This window comes from Gemmata sp., from assembly GCF_051859125.1.
GTDB lineage: Bacteria > Planctomycetota > Planctomycetia > Gemmatales > Gemmataceae > Gemmata.
In genome coordinates this window covers 39,078-64,877 of the sequence record NZ_JBHYGG010000201.1, presented here as the reverse complement: position 1 = coordinate 64,877, position 25,800 = coordinate 39,078, and the positions used below count along the sequence as shown (strand labels likewise).

At 69.0% G+C, this 25,800-nt stretch carries 29 protein-coding genes and 1 tRNA gene; 20 read left to right on the top strand and 10 right to left on the bottom strand.

The window, feature by feature from the left end:
• Positions 1-66: 66 nt before the first annotated feature.
• Complete coding sequence (locus ACTIGN_RS17370; RefSeq protein WP_439626062.1) at positions 67-1,686, bottom strand: DUF6798 domain-containing protein; 1,620 nt, start codon at positions 1,684-1,686, stop codon at positions 67-69.
• 147 nt (positions 1,687-1,833) lie between these two features.
• On the opposite strand from ACTIGN_RS17370, the gene ACTIGN_RS17365 reads away from it, so the two are divergent.
• The 4 genes from ACTIGN_RS17365 (at position 1,834) to ACTIGN_RS17350 (ending at position 6,030) form a co-directional block, all read left to right on the top strand.
• Entirely contained in the window at positions 1,834-4,119 is a 2,286-nt protein-coding gene (locus ACTIGN_RS17365) for a serine/threonine-protein kinase (RefSeq protein ID WP_439626060.1), read from the top strand.
• 47 nt (positions 4,120-4,166) lie between these two features.
• Entirely contained in the window at positions 4,167-5,075 is a 909-nt protein-coding gene (locus tag ACTIGN_RS17360) for an amidohydrolase family protein (protein ID WP_439626058.1), read from the top strand.
• 14 nt (positions 5,076-5,089) lie between these two features.
• Positions 5,090-5,308, top strand: coding sequence for an addiction module protein (locus ACTIGN_RS17355; protein WP_439626056.1), 219 nt, complete (start codon positions 5,090-5,092; stop codon positions 5,306-5,308).
• 161 nt (positions 5,309-5,469) lie between these two features.
• Positions 5,470-6,030: a thioredoxin family protein gene (locus tag ACTIGN_RS17350; RefSeq protein ID WP_439626054.1), complete on the top strand. Its 561-nt coding sequence runs from the start codon at positions 5,470-5,472 to the stop codon at positions 6,028-6,030.
• 177 nt (positions 6,031-6,207) lie between these two features.
• Here ACTIGN_RS17350 and ACTIGN_RS17345 read toward each other — a convergent pair whose 3' ends face one another.
• Positions 6,208-6,597 carry a bifunctional nuclease family protein gene (locus ACTIGN_RS17345; RefSeq protein WP_439626065.1) on the bottom strand — a complete coding sequence of 130 codons (390 nt, stop codon included), beginning with the start codon at positions 6,595-6,597 and terminating at the stop codon, positions 6,208-6,210.
• Positions 6,598-6,706: 109 nt separating this feature from the next.
• On the opposite strand from ACTIGN_RS17345, the gene ACTIGN_RS17340 reads away from it, so the two are divergent.
• The 4 genes from ACTIGN_RS17340 to ACTIGN_RS17325 all read left to right on the top strand — a co-directional run bounded on the left by ACTIGN_RS17340 (position 6,707) and on the right by ACTIGN_RS17325 (position 9,542).
• A complete protein-coding gene (locus tag ACTIGN_RS17340) occupies positions 6,707-7,900 on the top strand; it encodes a PP2C family protein-serine/threonine phosphatase (protein ID WP_439626052.1) in 1,194 nt (397 codons plus the stop codon).
• A gap of 126 nt (positions 7,901-8,026) precedes the next feature.
• A complete protein-coding gene (locus ACTIGN_RS17335) occupies positions 8,027-8,791 on the top strand; it encodes an SDR family NAD(P)-dependent oxidoreductase (RefSeq protein WP_439626051.1) in 765 nt (254 codons plus the stop codon).
• Positions 8,792-8,861: 70 nt separating this feature from the next.
• Positions 8,862-8,933, top strand: a tRNA-Ile gene (locus tag ACTIGN_RS17330).
• 129 nt (positions 8,934-9,062) lie between these two features.
• The gene (locus ACTIGN_RS17325) at positions 9,063-9,542 is read left to right on the top strand and encodes a hypothetical protein (RefSeq protein ID WP_439626049.1); all 480 of its coding nucleotides are present in this window, start codon (positions 9,063-9,065) and stop codon (positions 9,540-9,542) included.
• 123 nt (positions 9,543-9,665) lie between these two features.
• Here the strand turns inward: ACTIGN_RS17325 and ACTIGN_RS17320 are convergent, their stop codons facing one another.
• Positions 9,666-10,415: a hypothetical protein gene (locus tag ACTIGN_RS17320; RefSeq protein WP_439626047.1), complete on the bottom strand. Its 750-nt coding sequence runs from the start codon at positions 10,413-10,415 to the stop codon at positions 9,666-9,668.
• A 344-nt stretch (positions 10,416-10,759) separates the two neighbouring features.
• The gene (locus ACTIGN_RS17315; protein WP_439626045.1) at positions 10,760-11,074 is read right to left on the bottom strand and encodes a P-II family nitrogen regulator; all 315 of its coding nucleotides are present in this window, start codon (positions 11,072-11,074) and stop codon (positions 10,760-10,762) included.
• Positions 11,075-11,420: 346 nt separating this feature from the next.
• On the opposite strand from ACTIGN_RS17315, the gene ACTIGN_RS17310 reads away from it, so the two are divergent.
• Both ACTIGN_RS17310 and ACTIGN_RS17305 read left to right on the top strand, forming a co-directional pair.
• Positions 11,421-12,365: a DUF1559 domain-containing protein gene (locus tag ACTIGN_RS17310; RefSeq protein WP_439626043.1), complete on the top strand. Its 945-nt coding sequence runs from the start codon at positions 11,421-11,423 to the stop codon at positions 12,363-12,365.
• A gap of 13 nt (positions 12,366-12,378) precedes the next feature.
• Entirely contained in the window at positions 12,379-12,819 is a 441-nt protein-coding gene (locus ACTIGN_RS17305) for a hypothetical protein (protein ID WP_439626041.1), read from the top strand.
• A gap of 91 nt (positions 12,820-12,910) precedes the next feature.
• On the opposite strand, the gene ACTIGN_RS17300 is transcribed toward ACTIGN_RS17305, so the two are convergent.
• Both ACTIGN_RS17300 and ACTIGN_RS17295 read right to left on the bottom strand, forming a co-directional pair.
• Positions 12,911-14,701, bottom strand: a complete 1,791-nt coding sequence (locus tag ACTIGN_RS17300) for a sulfatase-like hydrolase/transferase (RefSeq protein WP_439626039.1) — start codon at positions 14,699-14,701, stop codon at positions 12,911-12,913.
• 424 nt (positions 14,702-15,125) lie between these two features.
• Positions 15,126-16,034 carry a TIGR02996 domain-containing protein gene (locus tag ACTIGN_RS17295; RefSeq protein ID WP_439626037.1) on the bottom strand — a complete coding sequence of 303 codons (909 nt, stop codon included), beginning with the start codon at positions 16,032-16,034 and terminating at the stop codon, positions 15,126-15,128.
• A 237-nt stretch (positions 16,035-16,271) separates the two neighbouring features.
• Here ACTIGN_RS17295 and ACTIGN_RS17290 point away from each other — a divergent pair, with 237 nt between their 5' ends.
• Together ACTIGN_RS17290 and ACTIGN_RS17285 are read left to right on the top strand one after the other, a co-directional pair.
• Positions 16,272-17,276 carry a DUF1559 family PulG-like putative transporter gene (locus ACTIGN_RS17290; RefSeq protein ID WP_439626035.1) on the top strand — a complete coding sequence of 335 codons (1,005 nt, stop codon included), beginning with the start codon at positions 16,272-16,274 and terminating at the stop codon, positions 17,274-17,276.
• Between the two features lie 37 nt (positions 17,277-17,313).
• Complete coding sequence (locus ACTIGN_RS17285; RefSeq protein ID WP_439626033.1) at positions 17,314-17,748, top strand: hypothetical protein; 435 nt, start codon at positions 17,314-17,316, stop codon at positions 17,746-17,748.
• A 25-nt stretch (positions 17,749-17,773) separates the two neighbouring features.
• Here ACTIGN_RS17285 and ACTIGN_RS17280 read toward each other — a convergent pair whose 3' ends face one another.
• Both ACTIGN_RS17280 and ACTIGN_RS17275 read right to left on the bottom strand, forming a co-directional pair.
• Positions 17,774-19,189: a DUF1501 domain-containing protein gene (locus tag ACTIGN_RS17280; RefSeq protein WP_439626031.1), complete on the bottom strand. Its 1,416-nt coding sequence runs from the start codon at positions 19,187-19,189 to the stop codon at positions 17,774-17,776.
• A 502-nt stretch (positions 19,190-19,691) separates the two neighbouring features.
• Positions 19,692-19,823, bottom strand: a complete 132-nt coding sequence (locus ACTIGN_RS17275; protein ID WP_439626029.1) for a hypothetical protein — start codon at positions 19,821-19,823, stop codon at positions 19,692-19,694.
• Positions 19,824-19,941: 118 nt separating this feature from the next.
• Here ACTIGN_RS17275 and ACTIGN_RS17270 point away from each other — a divergent pair, with 118 nt between their 5' ends.
• From ACTIGN_RS17270 to ACTIGN_RS17235, 8 genes are read left to right on the top strand one after another with little or no spacing between them, the layout of a single operon-like run.
• Positions 19,942-20,394 (top strand): hypothetical protein, encoded by a 453-nt coding sequence (locus ACTIGN_RS17270; RefSeq protein ID WP_439626027.1) that lies wholly within the window; start codon positions 19,942-19,944, stop codon positions 20,392-20,394.
• Between the two features lie 2 nt (positions 20,395-20,396).
• On the top strand, positions 20,397-20,729 hold the full coding sequence (locus tag ACTIGN_RS17265; RefSeq protein ID WP_439626025.1) for a hypothetical protein: 333 nt from the start codon (positions 20,397-20,399) through the stop codon (positions 20,727-20,729).
• A gap of 4 nt (positions 20,730-20,733) precedes the next feature.
• Positions 20,734-21,144, top strand: coding sequence for a hypothetical protein (locus tag ACTIGN_RS17260; protein WP_439626023.1), 411 nt, complete (start codon positions 20,734-20,736; stop codon positions 21,142-21,144).
• 2 nt (positions 21,145-21,146) lie between these two features.
• Positions 21,147-21,644, top strand: coding sequence for a hypothetical protein (locus tag ACTIGN_RS17255; protein ID WP_439626021.1), 498 nt, complete (start codon positions 21,147-21,149; stop codon positions 21,642-21,644).
• On the top strand, positions 21,641-21,871 hold the full coding sequence (locus ACTIGN_RS17250) for a hypothetical protein (protein ID WP_439626019.1): 231 nt from the start codon (positions 21,641-21,643) through the stop codon (positions 21,869-21,871). The genes ACTIGN_RS17255 and ACTIGN_RS17250 overlap by 4 nt, the downstream gene beginning before the upstream one ends.
• A 4-nt stretch (positions 21,872-21,875) precedes the next feature.
• Positions 21,876-23,540 carry a hypothetical protein gene (locus tag ACTIGN_RS17245; protein WP_439626017.1) on the top strand — a complete coding sequence of 555 codons (1,665 nt, stop codon included), beginning with the start codon at positions 21,876-21,878 and terminating at the stop codon, positions 23,538-23,540.
• A gap of 1 nt (position 23,541) precedes the next feature.
• Positions 23,542-24,576 (top strand): hypothetical protein, encoded by a 1,035-nt coding sequence (locus ACTIGN_RS17240; RefSeq protein WP_439626016.1) that lies wholly within the window; start codon positions 23,542-23,544, stop codon positions 24,574-24,576.
• 50 nt (positions 24,577-24,626) lie between these two features.
• Entirely contained in the window at positions 24,627-24,896 is a 270-nt protein-coding gene (locus ACTIGN_RS17235; protein WP_439626014.1) for a hypothetical protein, read from the top strand.
• Between the two features lie 81 nt (positions 24,897-24,977).
• Here ACTIGN_RS17235 and ACTIGN_RS17230 read toward each other — a convergent pair whose 3' ends face one another.
• Complete coding sequence (locus tag ACTIGN_RS17230; RefSeq protein ID WP_439626012.1) at positions 24,978-25,331, bottom strand: hypothetical protein; 354 nt, start codon at positions 25,329-25,331, stop codon at positions 24,978-24,980.
• A 74-nt stretch (positions 25,332-25,405) separates the two neighbouring features.
• Complete coding sequence (locus ACTIGN_RS17225; RefSeq protein ID WP_439626011.1) at positions 25,406-25,636, bottom strand: hypothetical protein; 231 nt, start codon at positions 25,634-25,636, stop codon at positions 25,406-25,408.
• Positions 25,637-25,800: the final 164 nt, after the last annotated feature.

Below are 25,800 nucleotides of genomic sequence, written 5' to 3'. Positions count from 1 at the left end.
AGCGCCAGCGAGGGGGTGAGGCGCACCCCCTCGCTGGCGCTCAGGGTTCGCCCAAGCAACTCAGCGTCACCGCAGGCGGTACACGATGTACGCCGGGTCGGCGTGGACCTCTTCCAGGTACTCGGCGGTGATCGGCTTGTCGGCCGGGGTGACGACGTGCGTGACCTTCTCGGCGCGGAGCACCTGCAGCCGCCCCGGGGCCGACCAGTCGCCCGCGTACCACTCCTCGCACTGCCGCATCCGCCGCAGCCACTCCAGCACCTCCGTCTCGAAGTACGGGACCGACTTGAAGTCGGCGTAGATCGGCGTGCCGGTGTGCAGCCGGAACCGCTGGAGGTCGACCGGGATCAGGTTCGACCCCGGCTTCGGGCGCGGCGGCGGGGTGAAGCTCGCCGACATCGCCCCCGGCTTCCCGCTCCCCACCGCCGGGATGCGGACCGGCAGCAGGTACACCTGCGTCGGCTCCGAGTGCGTGCGCACGAACTCGTACAGCGGGGCCTCGTCCTCACCGGCCCGGTAGCCCTGGCGGGTCACGGTCACCCACACGCCGGCCCCGGCCAGCGCGACGACGACCGCGCCACTTCCCCAAGCGACCCACGAAGTGTTCGGCAGCAGCGCAGCGAGGCGCGCGACGATCGCGCTCGTCGCGAGCGGCACCAGCACGACCGTGATCCGCCACGGGAACGCGAGCGCGAGCGTCGTCGCCTCGTACTCGTACTGCGCGACCGTGAGGCCGAACCCGATGAGTGCGGCGACCGCGAGCGGCACGAAGACCCGCGACCGCCGCCGCAGCGCGATGCCGACCGCCGCCCACGCGAGCTGCGCCACGGCGACCGGGTCGAGCCACCGGTCGATGTCGCTGTGGTGCGGGATGCGGATGGTGGCGAGGATCTGCTGGGCCGTCTCGAACGTCCGCGGGTCGTGCGGGCCGAACGTGAACAGCGTGAACGCGGCGACCGGCGCGACGATCAGCGACGCCAGCACCAGCCCGCGGAACGCGAGCGGCCCCGCGTCGTCGTCCTCGCGGAACATCGTGATCAGGAACCCGAGCACGAGCGACCCGGCCGCGAGCATGTACGTCGAGTGGAACGCGCACGCCGCTGCGACCAGCCCGCACGCGAGCGTGGACCGCCGGTGCGCGAACGCCGCGAGCCCGGCGACGATCAGCACGCCGAACGCCGACGGCTGGAGCCCCGGCCCGAGGACGTACTGCCCGGCGACGCCGGCCTGGAGGAACCACGGGTAGTCGACGCCCGCGGCCGCCACCGACAGCACCCGCAGCACCGCCGCGTGCGCCGCGACGAACCCGGCGGCCCACGCGAGCCGGAACGCGCGGGTGTCCGGCACCCCCGGCGTCGCGGCGGTGAGCCAGCGGACGCTCAGGAAGTACGCCATGAGCAGCGCGAAGTACGCGGCCTGGAACGACCACTCGCCGAGGTGCCTGTAGCCGACCGCGACGAGTGCGGTGAACACCGGCGTGGGGTCGGTGGTGCCGGCGAGCCAGTCGTGGGACAGGTTGACGTGCCCGCCGTTCGCGAGGCCGTGAACGAAGTACTGGTTCTGGTTGGAGTAGTACAGCGGCGACTGCGTGTGCGCGACCGCGAACGCGGCCGCCAGCAGCAGCGCTTCGAGGACGTGCGACCTGGGGGCGGCAGCGGGTGTGGGCGCGGGGGTGGGTTCGGGCATCTCAACCGGTCGTTCGTGGAGCGTGAGGCAACGGGATTGTCCTACGCCTCCCGCGGGCGAAAGGTAGTCCGGAGCGCATCGCACGCGGCAGGGGCGTCTGGTATCATCATTCGACCGAACGCTTCTGTCTTACGCTTCAGGATGCCCATGATTGCGTTCTTCCGGTGCGTTGCCGAATCAGTTGCCGAGAATGGGTTGAACGGTTTGGCCGAGATGGTCCCCGGCGGTAAATTCGCCTCCGCGGTCGCCGCGGGTGCGTGGAAGAAGTACCGCGAGCGGACGAAAGAAGCTGAGATGCGCAAGGAGATTCAGCAACTCGCCGAAGCGAGTTTCGAGGTGGCTCGAAACGCTGCCGTGGAGGCCGTAAAGGCCGTTGTACCATCCTCAGCCTCTTCGGAAGAGCGGTTAAACCTCGAACTCTACCTGTCTCAAGTCCCGGGCGCGGTGCGTGCGTCGCTCAAGCGGCCCGACGACGTGAGCGGCAAGACGGTGCCCCCGGCGTTCTCGCTGAATTCGCCCGACGACGTGCTGAAGCTACTTCCCGCCCGTCCGCCGCGGTTCAAGCCGAACGACCCGCTGCCGGGATTGGCGGGTTGGTCGCTCGTGGATCTGTTAGGTGCGGGCGGGTTCGGTGAGGTGTGGTTGGCGCGGCACCGATCAATGTCGTCGCTGTCCGGGGCGGTGAAGTTCTGCCACGGCCAGCAGGCCCGCGACTTGAAGCACGAGAGCGGTTTGATCGACCGCGTGATGTCGGCCGGTCAGCACCAAAACATCGTGCAATTGAAGCACGTACACCTCGACGGAGCGGCACCCTGGCTGATGTACGAGTACGTTCCTGGTGGAGACCTTGCGGACATTATTCTCCAATTGCGGTTGAGAGCCCCGGACCAGCGTGCGGATCAGGTGCTGGCGTGCCTCAAACAGTTGAGTAGTGCGGTCGCGCACTTCCACCGCCTCGCTCCGGCAATCGTTCACCGCGATCTGAAGCCGAGCAACATCCTTGTGAGTCAGGACCGGCGCAGGATACTCATCACCGACTTCGGAATAGGGGCCGTCACGGCAAAGGCAGCAATCGCCGAGGACCGGCGCGGCGGAACTGCCACAGGGCGGTTGCTGAGTCACCTTCGGGGTTCGCACACCCCCCTATACTCGAGCCCCCAGCAGCGAGACGGGAGCGACCCCGACCCGCGGGACGATGTCCATGCCCTTGGGGTGATCGCGTACCAAATGTTTACCGGCCAACTTGCCCACAGTCCGGGTGCGGACTTCGGCCACGACCTCCGCGATGCCGGCGCACCGGACCCGGTTATTGACCTCATCGGTCGGTGCGTTGCGCGGAACCCGGACCTCCGCCCAACGAGCGGAGGAGAACTGCATCAGCAACTGACGTCTCTGACCTGGCCCGCTGCGAACCAAGTTGCTCGTCCCGCTGTACTGTCTCCGGGGAGCTTGACCCGAACGTCGGCACCAACAGCACCCACCGGGTTTGCGGTCGACGAAGAGAAAATTCGGCGGCACCTCGCCCGCGCTAAAGCCGTCGAACTCGCGCTCTACGTTTATGACCGGGCCGCGTACCTTCCTGCTGAAGAACCCGAGCCGACACCAGTGTCCGAAGACGTTGCTACGTCGCAAAACACGGCCTACGTTCTGGCCTTTGCGACGGCGATTGGTGTGCTGTTTACGCTGATTGGGTTCGCGAGCAGAGTTTTTCTCTTCATCGGTTTACCGACTGTTGCGGTGTTTGGAGTCGCCTTTTGGGTGGTCGTCTCTACCTCGCCATACCAGCGAGAACGTCGCCGTCGAAGAGAATTGTTGGATCGTTCGGTAAGACGAGTGCGCGAAGTCGAACGTCTCTGGGGTCAACTGTGCGACAACCATGAGGCACGCCACCGATCTCTTGTCGAATCGGTCTCGAATCTGGCGGAGCGTATCCGTGGCTTGCAGGCCGAGTATCGGCACGAGTTGGCGACAATCGGGAAAGATTCCGAACAGGCAGCGCGAGATCAGCACATGCGGGACCACGTCATCGCCGAATCGGACATCCCGAACATCGGGGGTAAACTCAAGCAACTCCTCATCGCAAATGGCATTCAAACCGCCGCAGACGTTCAGCCGAACAGGATTCAGCGGATCGGCGGGTTCGGACCCGACCGAACAGCCAATCTTCTCGCCTGGAGGGAGTCAGTGGCGGCCTCGTTCCGCTTCGACCCCTCTACCGGGATCTCGGATCCTCACCGACGTGATCTAGACCACAAGTACAGGCGTTCCCATGAAGCAATCATGGCCGACATCGAGCGAACGGTTCAGAACTTGGAGAACCTGGATGGGTGGGCAAATCAGCAGATAATGAGCCTAATCCCCGAACTGCGATCCGCGCTCGCCGAGTGGGTCGTAGCCAAGGCAAACTTGGACCTGATGGACTCCCCACAGTAAATGGGCGAAGGTAGGATGGCCCACCAAGCATTCTTCGGAGCCTTCGCATGCACACCCGACGTGAGTTCCTCGCTGCGGCGGTTGTTGGTTCGGTCGCGGGGCGCGTGTGCGGGGCCGCGGCCGAGCGGGTGCCGGTCGTCGATACGCACCTGCACTGCTTCGCCGGCAAGGACAGCGCCGCGTTCCCGTACCACAAGGACGCGCCGTACAAGCCCGACGATGCAGCGAGCCCCGAACACCTCAACGCGTGCATGAAGGAGGCCGGCGTCGATTACGCGGTCGTCGTTCACCCCGAGCCGTACCAGGACGACCACCGGTACCTCGAACACTGCCTCGCGGTCGGCAAGGGCAAGCTCAAGGGCACCTGCCTGTTCTTCACCGAGCGCGACGGTACGCCGGCAAAGATCACGGAACTCGCCAAGAAGGTGCCGCTCGTGGCGGCGCGCGTCCACGCCTACCAGGCCGACCGCCTCCCGCCGTTCGGCAAGCCCGAACTCAAGGCGCTCTGGCAGGCCGCCGCCGACAGCGGGCTCGCGGTGCAACTCCACTTCGAGCCGAAGTACGCCGAGGGGTTCGAACCGCTCATCAAGGAGTTCAAGGGCACCCGTGTGTTCGTCGACCACCTCGGCCGGCCGTTCCAGGGCACCGAGAAGGAGTACGCCGTGGTGCTGCGGTGGGCGAAGTTCGACAACGTGGTGGTGAAGCTCTCGTCGGTGCCGACCGCGAACGCCTACCCGCACCGCGACCCGCAGGCGGTCGTGAAGCAACTCACCGAGGCGTTCGGGGTCGACCGGCTCATGTTCGGCGGCGGGTTCGACGCGAAGGCGACCGGCAAGAGCTACCTCAAGGAGCGCGAGCGGGTCGCGGCGCTGCTCGCTCACCTGAGCGCCGCCGACCGGGCCAAGGTCTTCGGCGGCACGGCTGCTAAACTGATGGGGTTCGGGAAGGCGAATTGAACCGAGGAGTGCGTATGTCCGCGACACTGCAATCACTCGGCCTCGACCGGCTCTCGGTCGAGGAGCGGCTCGCCCTGATCGGCGAGTTGTGGGACAGCCTCGACACGGAGCCCCCGCTGACGGACGCCCAGAAGGCCGACCTCGATCAGCGGCTCGCGGCGTTCCACGCGGACCCGAAGGCGGGCTCGACGTGGGACGACGTGAAGGCCCGGCTGTGCGTTCGACCGGTCTGAATCACAGGCGGTTGGCGGGCCGCCACAGAGGGCGGCCCCTACAAGAATCAGCAGGCGCGGGGTGTCTCTGGTGGGGCAGGCATTCTTGCCTGCCGCCCGGTGCCTTACGAGGCAGGCAAGAATGCCTGCCCCACGTTCAGAAACCAGTTCGGACCAATCCCATGAACCTCTTCGACAAGTTCACCGCGGGGCTGCCGCTGCCGGCGTTCCTCGCCAAGTACGGCACCGACGCGGACCGCGCCAAGTGGGCGCGCGCCGCCGAGCAGACCACGCTCACCGACGCGCAGAAGCAACTCCTGGGCAAGTTCACCCGCCGCACGAACGTGCTCGTGCTCGCGGGGGCGTGGTGCGGCGACTGCGCCGGCCAGTGCCCGATCTTCGAGCGGTTCGCCGAGGTCGCGCCGGTCATCGTCACCCACTACCTCGACCGCGACGAGCACGCCGACGCGCAGGCCGCGCTGAAGATCAACGGCGGGAACCGCGTCCCGGTCGCGGTGTTCTTCTCGGAGGACGGCCACGAGGTCGCCCGGTACGGCGAGCGCACCCTCGCGAAGTACCGCCAGCTCGTGGCGTCGCAGATCGGGGAGACGTGCGGGACCGGACTCGTGAAGGCCGGCGACCCGGTCCAGCAGCAGATCGCACAAGACTGGCTCAACGAGTTCGAGCGGGTGCAGTGGATCCTGCGGCTCTCGCCGCGGCTGCGGAAGATCCACAACGACTGAGAGTCCTCAGGTCGGCAAACGTGCCCCAGTGCTTCCGCACCGGGCTAGAGACGCCGACCCCCTACGGGGGTGAAGAGAACGAGTTCCCGGTTCTGGGTTCCCGCCCCGGAGGGGCCGCCGTCTTTAGCCCGGTGCGGAAGCACTGGGGTTCCTGACGACGTGCCGACCTGATGACCGTCAGTCTTCTTCCAGCGCCTCGCCGAGCACCTGCTCGCTGACGTAGATGGGCACCTTCGCGGTCACCGCCACGGCGATCGCGTCGCTCGGGCGGCAGTCGATCTCGACGAGGTCGCCGTCCCGGCGGACCCGGAGCTTCGCGAAGTACGTGTGCTCCTCCAGGTCGCTGATGACGATGTCCTGGATCTCGCCGCCGAGTTGATCGACGACGGCCACGATCAGGTCGTGCGTCAGCGGCCGCGGGGACTGCATCCCCTTCACCCGGCGGTCGATGCTCGTCGCCTCGAAGATGCCGATCACGATCGGGAAGCTCCGCTCGCCGTCCACTTCCTTGAGGATGATGACCTGGTGGTCGTCGACCTCGCTGATGATGATCCGGCGGAGTTCCATCTGCACGGGCACGGCCGTCTCCGGGTTGGTGTTCCGCGATTCGCCGCGAGTGTTTAGTGTTGGGGACCGGTCCGCGCCCTGCGGCCCGGCGACACCCCCGAATTGTACCATGCCGTCCACCGTTCTACTGAGCGCGTTCCCCGCCGCCCCCGGCGACCTCCGCGACGCCCTCGCCGCCGCGGGGTGCGCCGTGCGCGACCACGCGCTCGGTTCGGCCCCGACCGTGAGCTTCTCGGGCATCGACGCCGCGGTCCTCGACGCGGGCGATCAGGTGACCGCGGCCGCCGCTCAAACGCGCCGGTGGCGGGCCGAACTCGGCGACGAGATCCTCCCGATCGTGTGGGTGCTCGGAGCCAGCGACCCCGCCGCGGCCGCCCGCGGGCTCGACGCCGGGGCCGACGCGGTGCTGGTGCGGCCCGTCGAGCCGGCCGTGCTGGCGGCGCAGGTGCGATCGGCGGCGCGCTCGCGGGCGGCCGCCGGCCGCGTCGCGAGCCGCGCCGCCGAGGCCCGGCTCGTCGGCGACCAGCTCACCCGCACGTTCGCCCAGATCGACCGCGAACTCGACCTCACCCGCCGCGTTCGGTTGGCGCTGCTCCAGCGAGCGCTCCCCGCCGCGGCGAACGCCGCGTTCGCCGTGTGCCACCGCCCGCGGTCCCGCAACGGCGGCGACTTCTACGCGGTCCACGCCCTCGACCGGGGCCGCACGCTGTTCCTGGTCGGGGACGTCATCGGCCACACGACCGCCGGCGGGTTGCTCGGAACGTTCGTCGCCGAGACGGTGCGCGAGGCGGCCCGCGAGAAGCCGACCGCACCGGCCGGTACGCTGCTCGCGGAAGCGAACCTCGCGCTCCTGCGGCTCGAACTGGAAGACGCCCCGCTCGTTTCGCTGGTCGCCGGCCTCCTCGACGAGTCGGGGGCGCTGTCGATCGCCCGCGCCGGGCTGCCGGCCCCGCTCTACCTCCCCGCGAACGGGCCGCCCGCGGCCTGGAACATCCCGGGGCCGTTCCTCGGGATCGCCGAGACGACCTACCCCTCGCACGTTGCCGCGCTGAAGCCCGGCGACACGCTCCTCGTCGCGACCGACGGCACCCGGCCCGACGGCGACCCCGGCCCGGACGACGGTTCGCGCCTGCCCGAAATCGCCGCCCGACACGCCGCCCGCACCGGCCAACAGTTCGTGGACGCCGTCGCGACCGACCTGCTCGCGCAAGTTCGCCACGAGGACGACGTCACGTTGTTGTCGCTGTCCGTGCCGATCAATTTCAATGCACCGAACGTTTCGGATGTACAGGCGAGTGATTGACTTGGTCGATCCGATCCGAACCCCTTCGGGTTCTTGTGACGTTTTTCACTTGCCACATCCCCGGGCACCGGTGTTACACTGTTTGTACACGAATTGCCCACGAACTGATCATGTGTGGTGGCGGGAATGCCGACCAATGTATTCGATTTGACCGGTCGGGTGGCCCTCGTCACCGGGGGGAACAAGGGGCTCGGGCGGGCGCTGGCCCGCGGGTTCGCGGAGGCCGGGGCCGACGTCGTCATCGCCAGCCGGCACGAGGGCGAGTTGAAGGACGCCCTCGAGTTCATCCTCGCCGGCACCGGTCGCAAGGGGGCGTACTGCGTCGCCGACGTCTCGAACCGCGACGACGTCAAGAAGTTGGCCCGGTTCGCGCTCGACAGGATGGGCCGGGTCGACGTCCTCGTGAACAACGCCGGGATGAACGCCCCGCAGGCCATCGACGCGATCACCGACGAGACGTGGGACCGCGTCGTGGAGGTCAACCTGACGTCGGTAATGGCCTTGACCCGGGAACTGGTTCCGCAGATGAAGGACCGCCGCTGGGGGCGGGTCGTTCACATCTCCTCGATCATGGCGCAGGTGTCGAAGGAGCGGCGGAACGTGTACTCGGCGACGAAGGCGGCGCTGATCGGCATGGCGAAGGCCAGCGCGCTGGACCTGGGGCCGTTCGGGGTGACGGTGAACTGCCTCGCCCCGGGACCGTTCCTCACCGACATGCCGATGTCCGTGCTGTCCGACCCCGAGAAGCAGGCGTTCGCCGACCGCACGGCGCTGGGCCGCTGGGCGCAGCCGCACGAGCTGGTCGGCCCGGCGCTCATGCTGTGCAGCGACGCCGGCAGCTACGTGACGGGGCAGGTGCTGTTCGTGGACGGCGGCTACCTGGCGCGGTGAACCGCCAGGGTGATCTGAGGAAAGGAGGGAGCGATGATACGCGACGGCATACGCCCGACCGGCACCGCCCCCTCCCGTAGCTCAGCGGCAGAGCGCCGGCCTTATAAGCCGGTGGTCGCGGGTTCGAGCCCCGCCGGGAGGACTCGCGACCTCTCCGGCCGGCACGGTTAGCCCAGCTTGCCGAGTCGTGCGGTTGGTGAGTAGACTGAATATCCTCAAATGGCCTCCCGGGGCGAATCCGCCCGGCCCTCGGGAGTGTGGGGTGACGCTCATGACCACCACTCTCCCGGTGAACGCCTCGGCCGCGTGCGGCGTCGCGGACTGGCCGGCACCCGCCCCGGCCCCCGTCCCGGCCAAGAGCGTGTACACCGAGTGCATCGAAGAAGAGAACAAGCACAAGTGGATCGAGAGCGAGAAGGCGGGGTACGATCTGGGCGAGGGGTGCATCCAGCGGTGGGTCGAGAAGCACTGGATGGGCTACCTGCGGGCGCGGTGGGTCGAACACCTTCAGGGCAAGTGCTTCTGGGTCGAACTGGACCGCGGCGACTTCGGCCTGCTCGAACGGGAGTTCAAGGAGCACAAGGAGCTCCTCGACACCATCCTCGATCAACTCAAGACGGGTAAAGAGAACCTTCTGGTTCTCCTCTGGGCCATCAACGCCCAGATCCCCACCGAAACGGTCATCAGCATCCTCAAGGCGCTCGACGTCAACAGCCGCCGCCTCGTCCACCGGTTCGAGAAGCAGCGCTGACGCGCCCACCCCTCGCGCACAACCACGAGGAATTGGGTTCTGGTGGCACTGGCCACCGATCACCGGCAACGAAAAACGGGGGCCAAGCGGCCCCCGTTCGCACGGACGCTCGCGACCACCGGGTCAGTCCCGGAACTCGTTGTGGCAGTCCGAGCACTTCGCGTCGAGGAGCTTGAGCGTCTTCACGATCTCCTTGGCGTCGGCCCCCTTGCCCTTGGCGGCCTCGGCGTCGAGCTTCTTGCTCAGCTCGACCATGTCCTTGCTCCACTTGTCCCACTTGGCCTCGTTGCCCTTGTTGGTCTTGGCCTTGTCGTTGGGGAATGCGACGGTGAACTCGCCCAGGGCGGCGGTGCGGACCGCGAGGAGCTGGAGCGCGGCGGGGTCGGCGGTGCCGCTCTTCATCGCGTCGCGGATGTCCTTCTCGATGTTCAGCCCGCCGACCTTGCTGCCGCGGAACGGCGACATCGCCTCTTCGAGGCCGAACTTCGCCTTCTCGTGGAGCTTGCCGGCGGCCAGCGGCTTGCCGGTGCCCTTCGGGGCCAGGTCCTTGGCGGCCGCGGCGGCCCCCTTGAAGTCCTTCTTGGCGATCGCCTCGGCGGCCTTCACCGCGCCGTCGCGGAGCGCCTCGTCGCCGGTCGCCTCGCCGTACAGGGCGATCATCAGGGCCACCGCCTTGGCCGTCGGGGCGAACCGCTTCGCCTGCGTCGGCTCGGTGTCGCACGTCTCGATGTGCTTCTTCAGCAGGGCGATGTCGGCCTCGGCGGCCTTCTTGTAGCTCTCGGCGGGCAGGGCCGGGGCCGCGGCGGCGGCAATCGAGCACGCGCCGGCGAGCAGGGCGATGCTGCCGACCGTCATGCGGATACGGGTGGTCACGAAGACGTCTCCTGGGGAGGAACCACGGAAGCGAGAGGGGTGAATCGGACCCGCGCGGGTGTTGTTCGAGGCGGGTCCGGTGGCCTCGCGGGAGTATTATTGGGTACGGCGGCGCGAGTTGCCAGTGTCCATTCCGCCAAGTTGGAAATCGCCCGCGCCCGGCGTTCGGAAGGGGCCGCGGGGTGTCCAGAAGGCGGGCAGGGGCGGACACCGGGTGGAATCCGGAGCCCTCACGCGGGCCGCCACGGAGGGCGGCCCCTACCAGACATTTGGCGCTGGGTTTGTAGGGGCCGCCCTCCGTGGCGGCCCGCCACCACCGAGGACAGCAACCGGGGACGCCGCGCTCAGAACTCGAGCGGCTCGGGCCACGCCATCGGGACGACGAACACCTTCCCGTCGCCGATGCGGCCCGTGCGGGCGACCTTCGGGAGCTTGTCCCCGAGTTCGGTCGCCTGCTCGTCCGTCACCCACACGGTGATCTCCACCTTCGGCAGGTACGCGGCGCTGTACTCCGACCCGCGGTACCGGTCGAGGTACCCCTTCTGGCGGCCGTACCCCTTCGCCTCGCGGACGGCGCACGCGGTCACGCCGAGGTCGGCGATCACCCGCAGCACCGCCTCGGCCCGGAACGGCTTCACGACGATGGTGAGCTGCTTCATACCGCGATTTTAGTGCGCCCGAGGTGCCGGTGTGCGACAACCACCGGATGGGCGCACCTCCGGTCGCTGACGCTCCCAGCTCGCCGCCTCCGTCGAGCCACGGGGCTTGCCCCCGTGGCCTTCAGGCGGGCCGGCACCACGGGGGCAAGCCCCGTGGCCAAAAGCAAAAAGCGTTCAGGCCCGGCGGGGCGCAAGTTCCGCCGGGCCTTTCTGTTGCGCCGGCCGGGGTGCCGCGGGTGAAGTTTTCGTGTCCAACCGCCGACGGGGCCGCTCTGTTCCCGTTAGGTCTCCATCATTTCTGTCCAGCGTCGCAGTCGGTTTTCCTTATCTCCCGAAGGAAGAGCCAATGTCCAGGTCCCCCTGTCGGTACCGCGCGTTCACGCTCATCGAGCTGCTGGTCGTCATCGCCATCATCGCCATTCTGATCGGCCTGTTGCTGCCCGCGGTGCAGAAGGTCCGCGAGGCCGCCGCCCGGATGAAGTGCTCCAACAACCTCAAGCAGATCGGCCTCGCGATGCACTCGTGGCACGACGTCCGCGGGTCGCTCCCGCGGGCCGGCGAGTTGAAGACCGAACTGAGCTGGTCGGTGTACGTCCTGCCGTACATCGAACAGGGGCCGCTGTTCGCGAAGTTCAGCAAGGCCGCCGGATCGTACACCGGGACGAACAAGAACAACCCGTACGGGCTGACCCGGGTCAGCACCTACCTCTGCCCGTCCTCGACCCGCGAGAAGATGGCGACCGCGGCCCCGCACCACGTGAACGCCCCGGACCTCGTCCCGACGAACACCGGCGAGGCGCCCTACACGATGCACTACTACGCGATCTACGGGCCGAAGGGGACCAACCCGGCGACCGGGGCGGCGTACCCGGTGGACGCCACCGGCGGGCACGGCGGGTTCTCGACCTGCGGGTTCTTCCGGAACGACACCACGACGGCGGTCGACGAGGACGCCGGCCGGAAGCTCACGGACGCCACCGACGGCACCTCGAACTCGATCCTGATCGGGGAGATGTCGTGGGACAACGCGACCACCGGGACCCGGTACCGGTCGTGGGTCCGCGGGTGCGACTCGAACGAGGTCTGTGCGGGCGGCCGGAACATTGTGAACGCGATGAACACCCCGTCGGTCGCGGCGTTCAACGACATCGCCATGGGGAGCACGCACACGGGCGGGGCGAACTTCTGCATGGGCGACGGGAGCGTCCGGTTCCTCCGCGACCAGATCCCGCTCGCCACGTACAAGGCGCTGGCGAGCATCACCGGCGGCGAAGTGATCTCCGATAACTGACCACGAGGCTCGCATGCGACGCGCGACGCTCGCGGCCGTGCTGGTCTGCCTGACCGGTTGCGCCGAGGACAAGTTGTACGACGTGGCCGGGACCGTCACCCACGGCGGCGCGCCGCTGCCCGCGGGCGTCGTGTGGTTCGACCCGGACCCGAACCACCCGGCCCAGCCCCCGCAGGGGTTCGCCTACGTCAAGGACGGGAAGTTCGACACCGCGGACCGCGGCCGCGGCGTGAAGCCCGGCGCGTACCTGGTCCGCGTCGAGGGGTTCGACGGCAAGCCGGGCAACGAGCTGCCGCTCGGCAAGCCGCTGTTCACCGACTTCGAGGAGAAGCGGGACTTCGCCGCCGCCCCGGGGAAGATCGAACTCGCGCTCGCCGTGCCGAAGGCGGAGAAGCCCAGGACCGAGAAGCAGCAGCCGAAGGCCGACAAGTCGGCCAAGCCCGCGGGGAAGTGAGGCCCGGCGAGCGGGGGCGTGAGCCCCCGAGTGCTTCTGTCCTCTGCTCGCGCTTCACTCGGGGGCTCACGCCCCCGCCGAGATGCAAGTTTCACTTCGCCGGCTTCAGCACGACCTGCCGCAGGTCCATCACCGCGGCGCCGGGCTTCGTCTTGGCCCGCACCGTCAGCGTGTACCGCCCGGCCTTGTCGATCTTCAGCGAGCCCACGTCGCGGGCCTCGAACGCCTGGAACCCGCCCGTCTCCTTCACCGTGAACGTGACCTTCTCGTCGCCCACGGCCAACTCGACCTCGGCCCCGCCGCTCTTGTTCCCGCACCCCTGCAGCACCTCGACCGTGAACGTGCCGGGCGTCTCGACGGTGAAGTCGAACGCCGCGGTGTCGTCCTTGTTCACCCAGAACCCGAGCGTGTTCTTGTGCGGGAGCGGCTCGAACCGGAGCATCACGCCGGTGACGAGTGCGGTGCGGGCGGGCAGGGTGATGGTCCCGTCCTTGGCCTGCGGGTTCGGCGTGTAGTCGGGGTTCGGCGTCGGCATCTTCGCGCCGACCTCCGTGCGCCACGCGCCGAGCTTCGCCGCGAGATCCTTCACCACCTCGGGCTTCTCCGCCGCGAGGTTGCGGCTCTCGGAGACGTCCTTCTTCACGTCGAACAGCTCGCGGCGGCCGGTCTCGTAGAACTCGATGAGCTTGTAGTCGCCGCTGCGCACCGCACCGCCGGGCCGCGAGCCCTGGTTCGCGTAGTGCGGGTAGTGCCAGAACAGCGCGCGCGCTTCGAGCTTCTTCCCGTCGAAGACGGGCAGCAGCGAGACGCCGTCGGTCTTCGGGTCGGTCGGCTTGCGCTCCCCGCTCGCCTCCAGCGCCGTCGCGAAGAAGTCGGTGCTGCACGCGATCTGATCCGTGACTCCGGGCTTCACCCTGCCGGGCCACTTCACGATGAGCGGCACGCGCACGCCGCCCTCGTAGAGGAACCCCTTGCCCTCGCGGAGCGGGGAGTTGATCGTCGGGGCGAACTCCATCCCTTCGAGGGTCGCGAGGCCGCCGTTGTCGCTGGTGAAGATGACGAGCGTGTTGTCGCTGAGCTTCAGGTCGTCGAGCTTCTTGAGCACGCGGCCGACGGCGTCGTCCACGCTCTCGACCATCGCGGCGTAGACCGGGTTGCTCTGCCGGCCGTGGGCCGGCTTCACGTTGTACTTCGCGACCACGTCCTTCTTGGCCTGGAGCGGCGTGTGGACGCCGTAGTGCGGCATGTAGAGGAAGAACGGCCTGTCCTTGTGCGCGTCGAGGAACTTCTCGGCCTCGGCCGCGAGGCGGTCGGTGAGGTACTCGCCGGCCTCGGCCTTTTCGAGACCCGGCATCTGACCGCCCTTGTTCGCGAACGGCGCGAAGTAGCTCCGCGGCGTGCCGGTCTGGTCGCCGGCGATGTTCACGTCGAAGCCCTGCTTGGTGGGCTCGAACCCGGCCCCGCCGAGGTGCCACTTGCCGATGTGCGCCGTGGCGTAGCCGCGCTCCTTGAGCGCCTCCGCGAGCGTGACCTCGTCGAGCGCGAGTTCGTTCGGGACGGCCGGCCGCTTGAGGCGCTGGTCGGGGCGGTCCGCGCGCCCCGGAATCCAGTCGGTGATGCCGCTGCGCTGCGGGTACTTCCCGGTGAGGATGCTGACGCGGGTGGGCGAGCACACCGGGCACGCCGCGTAGAAGTCGGTGAACCGCAACCCGTCCTTGGCCATCCGGTCAATGTTCGGGGTCTTGTAGAACGTGCTGCCGTAGCACCCGAGGTCGCGCTGGCCCATGTCATCGATGACGATGAGCACCACGTTGGGCCTGTCCGCGGCGTGCAGCAGCGGGCCGAAGGCGAGCAGCGCGAGGGCGAGAGTGAAGCGAAGCAAGGTAACTCCGGGAAAGGGTAACGGAACGCGACTCAGCTTCGGTTCGGGTTCTTGGTTGGCGCGGGCGGGTCAAGTGTCGCCGACGGGTTCCTGTTCGCGCTCCAGATCAAGCACGCGCCAATCAACATCGTCACGCCGATGATTCGGAGACATCCGGCCGCAGTCGCATCCGGTACATTCGTTCTCCAACCTGGTTTACTGCGGTACAGTGCTCGGCGGGACCCGACGATTATCTGCGGGGCGCATGTCGCCACCAACCCCGCTGCCAGAAGTACCGCAACGGTTTCGGTCACCCCAAGATCTCCCGTCTGCGCGACTCCAGTCGAACGTGGCACACAACCGCCGCGGGCGCCGGCCCCAGCCCCCTCGCTCGCGCCCGCTTCGCCCCAGAGCACGTCTGGATCCAGATGAATACCGCGGGCGGCTACGTGCGGCGGTAGTGGTCGAGGTACGCCTGCATCTCCGGCGTCATCGGCCGCGGGTCGTGGAAGTCGAAGGTCGGATCAACCAGGCGGTGCCAGATCTCGTTCTCGACCCAGGTGCGGAAAACGAACGCCTCGAACGACGGGGCGCAGAAGAAGGTGTCTCCCGACTCCTCCTCTTCCTCGTCGTCCTCGTCGTCGTCGCCCCCGTACCGCATCGGCGAGGCGACCACGCACGAGTACCCGGTCGGCGTGGCGTACAGGTACCAGTACACGCACCCCTGTGAGTCGGCGTAGAAGCGGATCAGCGACCCGCCCTCGCCCGCGGGGCTGTCGGCAACCGCTTCGGCCCAGTCAAAGAAGCAGTCCGTGTTCGAGCGGATCAACTCCTGCGCCGCGGCGTCGTTGGCGAACTCGACAAACCCGGGCGGCAGCGTCAGGCCGCGGGCCGTGGCGAGTTTGGCCAACCGCGTGCCGTGCTCGGCGGGGCTCGGCGTGTGACCGGCCGGCAGGAGCCACTTCCAGTCGCCGCGGAGCGACTCGACCGGCAGCGGCGGGAGCGACCGGTACTGGCTCCCGCCGTAGGTGCCGTCCACCTCGCGGGCGCCCGGGATGTCGGTCCCGATCCACTCCGCCGGGAACGGCGTCGGGTTGACCCGGAGCAGGTGCGGTTGCTCGAACCGCGCGAGCCACATCGGGTCGGTACCGCGGCGCTGGTCGAGGAGTTGCGCCCGGAGCGGGGCGGCCTCCTCGTGGGACCGCGGGTCGAGTTTCGCCAACTCGAGTTCGGCGCGCAGGTACGCCCCGCCGGCGCGGTCGTGTTCGTCGAGCCAGTCCGCGTACGCGAGGCGGAGCGTGTCGTCGTCCGGTGCGGACTCGATCGCCGCGAGAAGGGCACGTTCGTCTGTCATCGGGTGGCCTTCGGACTCGGGGGGTTCCGCCACAAGTGTACACACGGCCCGCGTGGCCCGCCACGGTCGTCCCGGGCCGTTAGAAAGACACATTGACAGAGCGGCTGCGTAACCGCCACTCGGGTTGCGGACGCGCGGGGGCCGGGGTACCTTCTCATCACGGTTGCACGTCTCTCCCGGCGCTCTCCTGTTTTTTACCAGCGTCCTCATTTGCCCGACCCGTCATTCGGAGGGGTTATGGACCCGTTACGCACCGGCCGCCGGTCCCGAGCGGCCGCGTTCACGCTCATCGAGCTGTTGGTCGTCATCGCCATCATCGCGGTCCTGGTGGGCCTGCTCCTGCCCGCCGTGCAGAAGGTCCGCGAGGCGGCCGCCCGCATGAAGTGCTCGAACAACATGAAGCAGATCGGCGTCGCGCTGCACAACTACCACAACGTCCACCAGCGGTTCCCGTACGCGAACTTCCACGTCAACAACAGCCAGCGGTGCAACTGGCTGGCGCACCTGTTCCCGTTCATCGAGCAGCCGTACACGGCGGAGCAGCGGCCGGCGGTGACGTACTCGGGCGTGACCGTCGGGCCGGGCGGCACCACGCACGCCGGGGCCCTGGTCCGCAACAGGGCCGTCGGCGACGACTACATGGCGGCGGCGCTGACGTGCCCGTCGGACGGGCCGAAGCTGCGGAACGTGGGCGGCGAGCGGCTGGCGATGGGCAACTACCTCGCCGTGAACGCCCCGAACACGGACCAGCGCGACGCCGGGAACCGGAACGTCGCCGGGGTGTTCTCCTACTCGATGCACGGCTCGTCCCCGCCCGGGTCGGTGGTGATCGAGCCGGGGACGACGCTCACGGCGATCCCGGACGGCACGGCGAACACGGTGATGGTGGGCGAGCGGCCGGCGTACCCGGACCTGGCCGCCCTCGGGGCGCCGGGCGGGTGGCAGTGCGGGGCGTGGGTGTACAACGAGATGGACAGCGCCCTCGGGCTGCCGAACTCGAAGCTGTGGTGCGCGAGTCAGACGCCGACCGGCGGGTCGTGCCCCGGCGGCAACCAGTGGTTCCAGCCGGGCAGCGACCAGAACGGGTGCGACGCGCACCACTACTGGAGCAAGCACACCGGCGGCGGCAACTGGCTGTTCTGCGACGGGTCGGTGCGGTTCCTGACCTACGGGATCGGCACCCAGGTCCAGGCGGGCATCGCGACCAAGGCCGGGGGCGAGGTGCCCCCGGGCGACCTGTGACCGGTCCCACGCCCGCCCACCACCCGAGGGAGAGCCGATGAGTGCGTCACGTTTCGTCCGGTCGCGGGTCGGCCGCGGCCTGCTCGCCGCCGCGGCGCTGGCCCTCGCCGGGTGCGGCGGCCGCGGCGACGCCGCCGGGAAGGTCACCTACCAGGGGAAGCCCGTGGTGTGGGGGACCGTTCAGTTCGAGGACGCCGAGGGGATGCTCAAGCAGGCCAACATCGCCCCCGACGGGACGTACACCGTCGAGGGGCTGGCGGCCGGCGGGGCGAAGGTCGCCGTCGGCAGCATCAACCCCGCCAGTTCCGACTTCCAGCCGCGGGCGGCCGAGGGCCGGCCGGCCCCGCCGCCCCCGCCCCCCGCGGTCCGGGGGTGGTTCCCGATCCCGGACAAGTACGCGGCCCCGCACACCTCGGGGCTGGTGCTCACCGTCAAGGCGGGGGCGAACGCCCTCGACATCGAGCTGAAGTGACCGACCCCGGCCGCGCGCCGCGGCGTCACGCGATGACCCCCTTGATGGGGGCACCGTGGTCGATGTCGAGGCGCTTGCGGCCGGGGACTTCGAGCTTGCGCGAGTCGAGGCCGAGTTGGTGCAGGATCGTCGCGTGGACGTCGGTGACGTAGTGCCGGTCCTCGACCGCGTGGAACCCGATCTCGTCGGTCGCGCCGTGGACCACGCCGCCCTTCAGCCCGCCGCCGGCCATCCACACGCTGAAGCCGAAGATGTGGTGGTCGCGGCCGTCGCTGCCCTGCGTGCCCGGCGTGCGGCCGAACTCGGTGCAGAACACCACGATCGTCTCCTTCAGCAGCCCCGTGCGCTTCAAGTCTTTGAGGAGCCCCGCGATCGGCTGGTCGACCGCGAGGCAGTTCTTCGCGTGGTTCGCCTTCAGCCCGCCGTGCGCGTCCCACACGCCCGCGCCGCCGGCCCCGTGCTGCACCTGCACGAACCGCACGCCGCGCTCGACCAGCCGCCGCGCCGCGAGCATCTGCTGGCCGAACGGCTTCGTCTCGGGGCGGTCGAGGCCGTACAGCTTTTGCGTCTCCTGGGTCTCCTGCGAGAAGTCGAGCACCTCGGGCAGCGACTTCTGCATGCGGAACGCGAGTTCGTAGGACTTGATGCGAGCGTCGAGCGCCGGGTCGTTGGGGTAGTCGGCGGCGCGGAGCTTGTTGAGCTTGCCGGCCAGCTCGAACCCGGCCCGCTGCTCGGCCGGCGTGACCGGCAGCTCGGGCTTGCCGAAGTCGAGCGGGTTCGCCGGGTCGACGCGCACCGGCACCGCGTCGTGCGCCGGGCCGAGGTAGTGGCCGTCCTTGAGGTTCCAGTACTCGCGGTTCCCCATGCTGACGAACTGCGGGAGGTTCTCGTTGAGCGTGCCGAGGCCGTAGTGGACCCACGCGCCGAGCGTCGGGAACTCGCCGTCGAGCATGTGCCGGCCGGTGTGGAACTGCGTCTGCGCGCCGTGGTTGTCGTCGGTCGTCCACATGGAGCGGATCACGGCGAGGTCGTCGACGCACCCGCCGGTGTGCGGGAGCCAGTCGCTCACCTCGGTGCCGCACGCCCCGTACTTCTTGAACCCGACCTGGAGCGGGTACAGCTTGTTGCGCTGCTGGCCGTTCGCGTCGTTGACGACGGTGACGCGGGCGAGCTTGAGCTTCTCGGGGTTCTGCACGTCCTTGAACGGCGTCTCGTTGATCGACTTCCCGGCGTACTTGGTGAGCATCGGCTTGGGGTCGAACGTCTCCATGTGCGAGACGCCGCCGTTCATGAACAGCCAGATGACGCTCTTGGCCTTCGGGGGGAAGTGCGGCTTGCCGTCGGGCGGCGACCACGCGGCCGCGTCGGAGCCGTACCCGTCCTTGTGGAGCATCGCGGCGAGGGCGAGGCCGGAGAAGCCGAGGAAGTCGCGACGGAACATGGCAAAGGCTCCGACAGAAGACCGGTGGCCGCAAGGAGGCACAAGGAGACTGTCGCGCGGCAGGTGCCGTTTACCCCCGCGAGCGCGCCCCCGGTGCCACCGAGAGCATCATACCACGTCCGATTGGTCCGCACCCGTGAGGTAGTGGATGCCCTCTTGTCCAGTACCCCAAGAAGGAGTCGAACCTTCCGGCCGGGCTTCGTAGGCCCAGCGCCGCATCCGTCGGTCGGGGCGAGCAGTTCTCCGTACAGGAGTCGAACCACCCGCAAAAGGTTCGAGGAAATCGCACATTTCGCAAGGGGCGACGCAGATTCCGGCGCACGCCACGCCTGACCCTGGTCTGACGCAACTGATCGAAGCGTGGGCCACGCTCCCGGACCACGTCCGCAGGGCGATCCTCGCTCTCGTCACCACATCCGATACCGACCGGGAACAATAAGGCCCGGCCTACCTTTGAGGCCGGGCCTGAGTTGCGCCGCGATTTCGCCCGCGCGGGCGAATCTCAGGTGCCGCTGGACCGGGCCGCGGTTGGTGTCGACGCGAACTGGCGGGCCGTGGCCCTCGACCGGTACGCAGCGGTCTTCGACTGCTTGCGGTCCTGGCGGCGGATGCTCTTCTTCGTTGCGGGGTCCATGTGCGGCCTCCTCACGCGGGTTCGCGGTACTCGGCCTCGGGATGTCACCCGGCCGGCCCACGAGCGACCACGGCAGCCAGTGACATCCCCGAGAGAGAAGCGAACACGAGGCGGCAGGATGAGCGTCGCGGGCACCATCGCCGATGCAGTCGTGGCCGCCGTGACCGGACTGGGCTGGACCGCGGGGGCACCGCCCGCCGCCGTGCCCGTGGTGAAGCGGAAGAAGCCGTCGCTCCCGTCGGGCAAGAACCCGGTCGAGGTCGTGGTGAGCGTCGGCGAGGAGGGCGCGGTCCGCCCCCTGACCGGGTCGAAGGACCGGGTGAAGTACCCGGCGACCGTCGCCATCTTCACGGCCGGCGGGAAGCTCACCGGCGAGGACGAGCCACTCCGACTCCGGCGGGAGCAGGTGCGGAAACTGGTCAACACCCGGGCCGCGTTCGCGTCGGTCCCCGGGTTCAACCGGGTCACCCCCGAGGGCAAGAACCCGTACGACCCGGCCGCCCTCGCCCACGACCTGAACATGAGCGTCCTCGTCTTCACCGTCGAGGTCGACGAGCCCCGGAGCGACTGACCATGAGCGACGCGAAGACCAAGCCCGAGCCCAAGGCCGACGCGGCGAAGGCGACCGCCGCGCCGAAGGCCGAGAGCGGCCCGAAGACCCCCGGCACGTTCGTCCGCCTCAGCGCCGACGGATCGGTCCGCTCGCGGCGGGTCGGGGTCGCGGCCCGGCTCAAGGCCGGCGACGACCCCGGGGCCGACTCGGTCACCTGGAACGTCGCGCTCGACGCGCCGCCGGCCGTTGGGGACCGGCTCCGGGACGTCCACGGCACCTGGTGGGCGGTCGCCGCGGTCGGGGCCGCCACCGACGGGTTCTACCCCTGCACCTGCACCAAACTGAAGGAGTGATCCCGTGACGAGCGGAAAGTACCTGACCGTGCGGCTCGGGAACATGAGCCCGATCGCCATGCCCGACAACTTCGCGTGGTCGGTGGACGACGACGTGAAGGAGCTGGAGCGGACCGTCGGGGCCGACAACGGGTTCGGCAACGTGGACGGCGGGGTCCGCCGGGCCGCCATCCAGATCAGCTTCTACGTGGACATCTCCGACGTCGCCACGATCGTCACCGACTGCCAGCCCGACAACGTCCTCGAGTACCTGAAGCTGTACTACCGGAAGGACGACGCGGCCCCGGCCTACACCTTCGACGAGGCGCTCGTCCTGAAGGCCAGCCTGGGGGCCGAGGTGGACGGCCAGTTCCTGCTCAAGGTGTCGCTCAAGAACAAGGGCACGTTCTCCGTGGCCGACCCCGAGGGGGACTGACCTTGGACCTGGCCGAGCTGTTCAACGCCCCGACCGACCTGGAGTTCGAGGGCAAGACGTACCGCCTGCGGCAACTGTCGCAGGTCGAGCGCGCCGAGTACCAGCGGTGGCTCGAGAAGCGGGCCCTGGACGGCATCCTCGCCGAGACCGGCGTCCCCGAGGCGGTCCAGGACCGGATGCTCCGGGTGTACCAGCACGACAAGACCAAGGGCGTGTACGCCTGGGGCTCGGAGGTGTGCTGCGAGACGGTCACCGGCGAGGAGGGCCTGGCCAAGTTCCTCGCCATCCAGCTCCGGGACCAGGGCGTGGACCTCGAGACGGCCCGGCGGATGGCGCAGTTGGAACTGAAGCGGATCGTGCTGACCCTGTTCAAGCAGGAGACGACCGACCCAAAACTCGTCGAGGCGGCCGAGAGGCTGCTCGGGTTGGCTGGTGCCAATTCCTCGTCCGCCTCGCCGGTCCCAGCGTCGGAGCCGACCCCGAGCAGCTCGGGCGGATGAGCGACGAGCAGATCCTCGCGTGGTACGACCACAAGCGGGACGAGAACAACGACCCGGTGCTCCAGAACGCCCCCCCGGCCTCGCCGAACTTCCGCGAGCTGCACCGGCGGAAGTGCTACCTGCTCGGGGTGACCGAGCCCGAGGACGTCGAGCGGGACTGGAGGGCCGAGCAGCAGCGGCTCGCCGAGCGGCGGGCGGCTCAGAAGAAGAAGCGGCGAAAGAGGTGACCCCGTGCCCGAGGCGACCGACCCGGCCCCGACCGCCCCGGGGCGCGACGACAAGGCGATCGCCGACGCCCTGCTCATCATGGCGCGGATCGTCGACAAGCTCGCCGCCAGGTCCGACCGGCCCGCCCGCGCGGCCGCGGCCCCGAGCGCTCCCGCGGCCCCGAGCGACCCCGAGTCGCGCATCACGTCGATTGCCCGCTCGATCCTCGCCGTCACCCTCACCGGCCTCCCCCGCCTGCTCACCCGCGGCCTGGTCGGCGACGGCGTGCCCCGGGACCAAGAGGATCGCCAGGCGAAGCTCCGGGAGTTGCAGGAGCAGCGCCGCACCCGGGCCGAGGACGCCCAGCTCCGGGGCCGGGGCGGGGCCGCCGGGGCCGGGGGCGCGGTCGCCTCGATGATGGCCGCCCGGTTCTCGGCGGCCCTCGGGCCGCTCGCCATCTTCGCGCAGACCCTCCAGAGCACGTCGAGCGGCATGGGGGTGCTGCAGAAGAGCGTGTCCATCCTCGCGGCCGTGTTCGCCCCGCTCATCCTCCCCGTCGCCATCGCGCTCGCGGCAGCCCTGATCGAGTTCGCGGACAAACTCGACGGCGAGCTGAAGCCCGCGTTCGACCAGTGGACCCGGTACATCCTGAACGACGCGCTTCCGGCCATGCGGCAGTTCATGGACGCCCTCATCGACATCGTGAAGTGGGTCAAGGGCGTGGTCGGGTACGCCAAAGAGAAGACCGACAAGGCCGCCGACGTGGTCATCGAGAAGGCCGGGCTCGACAAGATCACCAACCCGGAAGTCGAGAGGATGAAGCTGTTCGAGAAGCAGTACCGGGAGGAGGCGAAGCGCGGGGTCACCGAGGACACGGTCCGCGCCCGCATGACCGATAAGGCCGCGACGAACCCCTTCCTGAAGACGGACGAGGAGCGGGAGAAGTTCGTCGACTGGCACGTCGCCCGGTTCCGCAACGGGTCCGACCAGGCCGACGTGGAGCGCCGCGGGGAGCGGGTCGCGGGCCTCAAGGACGAGATCAAGAAGGGGCTCACCGAGGCCGCGTACCTCGACCGCGAGCGCAGCGCCGGGGTGCCCGAGCGGCTCATGGGGGTGCGGGCCCAGGACTACCAGGCGGCCAAGAAGAGCGCGTTCGACGGCGACCCCGAGGTCGCGGCCCTGGCCGACCGCATCAAGGGCGGGCTCACCCGGGCCGCCTACTCCGAGGAGCTGAAGGCGAAGGGCCTGACCGGCATCGGGGGCACCGCCACGGCGACCGAGAAGCAGCGGCTCAACGACCGGTTCGACGCGGCATCGGAGCGGGCCAAGGCCCCGCCCGGTGGGTGGGGCATCTTCGCGGCGGCCGTCGCCAACGCGGGCGGGGGAATGGGGGCCGGTGCCGGTGCCGGCGGTGCGGCACCGAAGGCGGGCGGGGCCGCGTTCGGCCGGGACGCGCTCGGGGACGTGGTCAAGTCGCTGCGTCTGTCGATCGGCCCGAAGGCCACCATGAGCGGGCTGGAGTCGGTCGGCCGCAACGCCCAGCTCGCCGCCCTCAACAGCGACCCCCTCGACCGCACCCTCGAACAGCTCCAGCTGAGTGCCCTGGAGCGGATCGAGAAGACCCTGAGCGACCGGTTGCCGCGGGGCGGCCCGGCCCCCGGCACACCCGTTTACAGCGAGAGGAAGTAGCATGCCGACGAACCCGGACGGGACGCTGCGGCCGTACAACCCGGAGGAGATCGCGGGGTGGCACCTGGGCACCCGCGGGATCGACGACGGGAACAACCCGGAGGAGTTCTACTCCCCGGACGGGAGCGGCTGCACGCGGCTCTGGCTGTGCGACTGGAACGACCGGTTCGACGTCATCAAGCACCTGGTCGGCGAGGTGCTGGTGTGGGAGGACACCGGCGGCGGCGACCCGGTCAAGCGGCTCTCCCGCACCCGACCGCAGACGCACCCGACGTTCACCAACTGGTGGTGCGTGAAGGCCCGGATCACCGGGCACAAGTTCATCGAGGACGACGTCACCGCCGGCGAGGGGAACCGCTCCCCCCGGTGGGACGCCGCCGAGATCACCGCCCAGTACGAGATGGTCCCGTTCCGGTGGCAGGACGATGCGTACACCTACGCCTCTGAAAACGGCGAACGCGAGCGGTACGTGACGAACCCGGGGCACGTCCAGGCCGAGGTGACGGCGGACGCACAGTATACAACGATGCCCGGCGGCATCATGAAGTACAAGACCACGGACGGGTCGCCCCCGCACAACGTCCCGGTCCCGTACCCCATCGGGTACACGGACTGTGAGGGTAAGTTTGCCGCCATCTGGCGGCGCGTCCCGGAGGACCAGTTCCAGCCTAACTCGCCCCTGTACAAGCGCGTGTACGGCGACCCAGACACCGGAACCCGCCCGTGGATCGGCTCGACGAACCAGACGCCGATCTTCGGCCGGGGCATCGGGACGTGCCTGCTGATCGGGTGCGAGCCGAAACTGCTGCCCGACCCGACCGGGTTCGGGTACTCGTGGGACCTGAAGTGGGTCTGGTTCTACAAGCCCCAGACCCACTACAAGCTGCGGTACTGGGCCACGTCCGGCGCGATCGAGAACGGGTACTACGAGATCGCGAAGCCGGCGGCCCCGTACACCGCGATCGAAGACCTGGGCGACGACGACAGCCTGTTCCACCTCCGCGACCACGGCGACGGGCTGTTCAAGGTGAGTTGAGGCCGGGCCGGCACCGACCCCGGTGCCGGCCCTCACACGACGAGGATGCCATGAGCGAGACGAAGACGGTTGACCCGAATGTCGAGCGTGTCGACGCCCTGCTGGCCAAGCTCCGCGGCGACCTGCTCGCGGCGGACCTGTTCGCCGTCGACGAGACCCGGCCCGTTGTCCGGTCCGGGTACACCGAAGCCGCTCCCGGGCGGAAGTTCGTCGACTGGGCACCGGGGCCGGTGTCGGTGGTGACCATCACCATCAGCCACCAGCCGAGTGATGATGAGGTCCGGCGGCAGCTCGCCGGGCCCCCGAACAAGGTCGCGTAGCACACAGGGGTGTCGAGCCGAACTGACGCGGCCGCCGGGATTGCTCCCGGCGGCCGCTGTGCTTCACAGGCCGAACGCCCGTCACTCCTTCTTCGGTGGATCTTTCTTCTCGACTTGAATCCGGGTGAAGGCATCGACCCCGCCGGATACGCCCTTTACGACCCAAACGGTTCCTGACTCGTCGGTGATCTCGCTGCCGGGTTCGGGCGTGAGGAATCCTTTTTCGTCGTTGCGGATCTTCCAGATCGTCCCCGACTTCCGGTCCTCGCGGGCACCCTTCGTTTCATTGGGGTTGAGGAACTTCTTCTCGGACGGAATCCAGCGCCGGATGCTGATCGACTCCTTCTCCGCCTTCTTCTCCTGAGCGTCTGCCACGGCCGTCGTCATCGCGATTGCTCCGGTGAGGAACAGACCCGCCGCCACGAGTGTTCGCATGCCCGACCTCCCTGCGGCGCGGCGGGAGGAGCTGCGGGGCGAACACCGCCCCGCGTCGAGCCGGCCCGGCCGCGTCACAGAGATGATACGGCCCGCCACACGGCGTCGGCGTCCGGCCCGGCCGGGATGTGTACCTGGACGTGGTCACTCGCACCGGCCGGGGACGCGCCGCCGCGGTACATGCCGGGGGCGATCGCCGCCAGCGGCAGGGCCAGGTGGAGGTTCACGTCGCCCTTCGGGTACCGCTCGGCGGACCCGATGTGGGCGGGGTTGATGGCCAGTGTCGGGGTCACGATGAATTTCATCACAAGCGCTCCGGTGGTGAACGGGACCACCGGGGGATGTCACGTCACAGGTCGCGAACGGCCCACGAAGCCGCCGTCGCCTCTCGTGGGCCGTCGCGCTATTGCGGACTCGTGGAGCCTCGGTCGAGAGGTAGCAACCGATCAGCCGCACCCGAGGGGTCGCC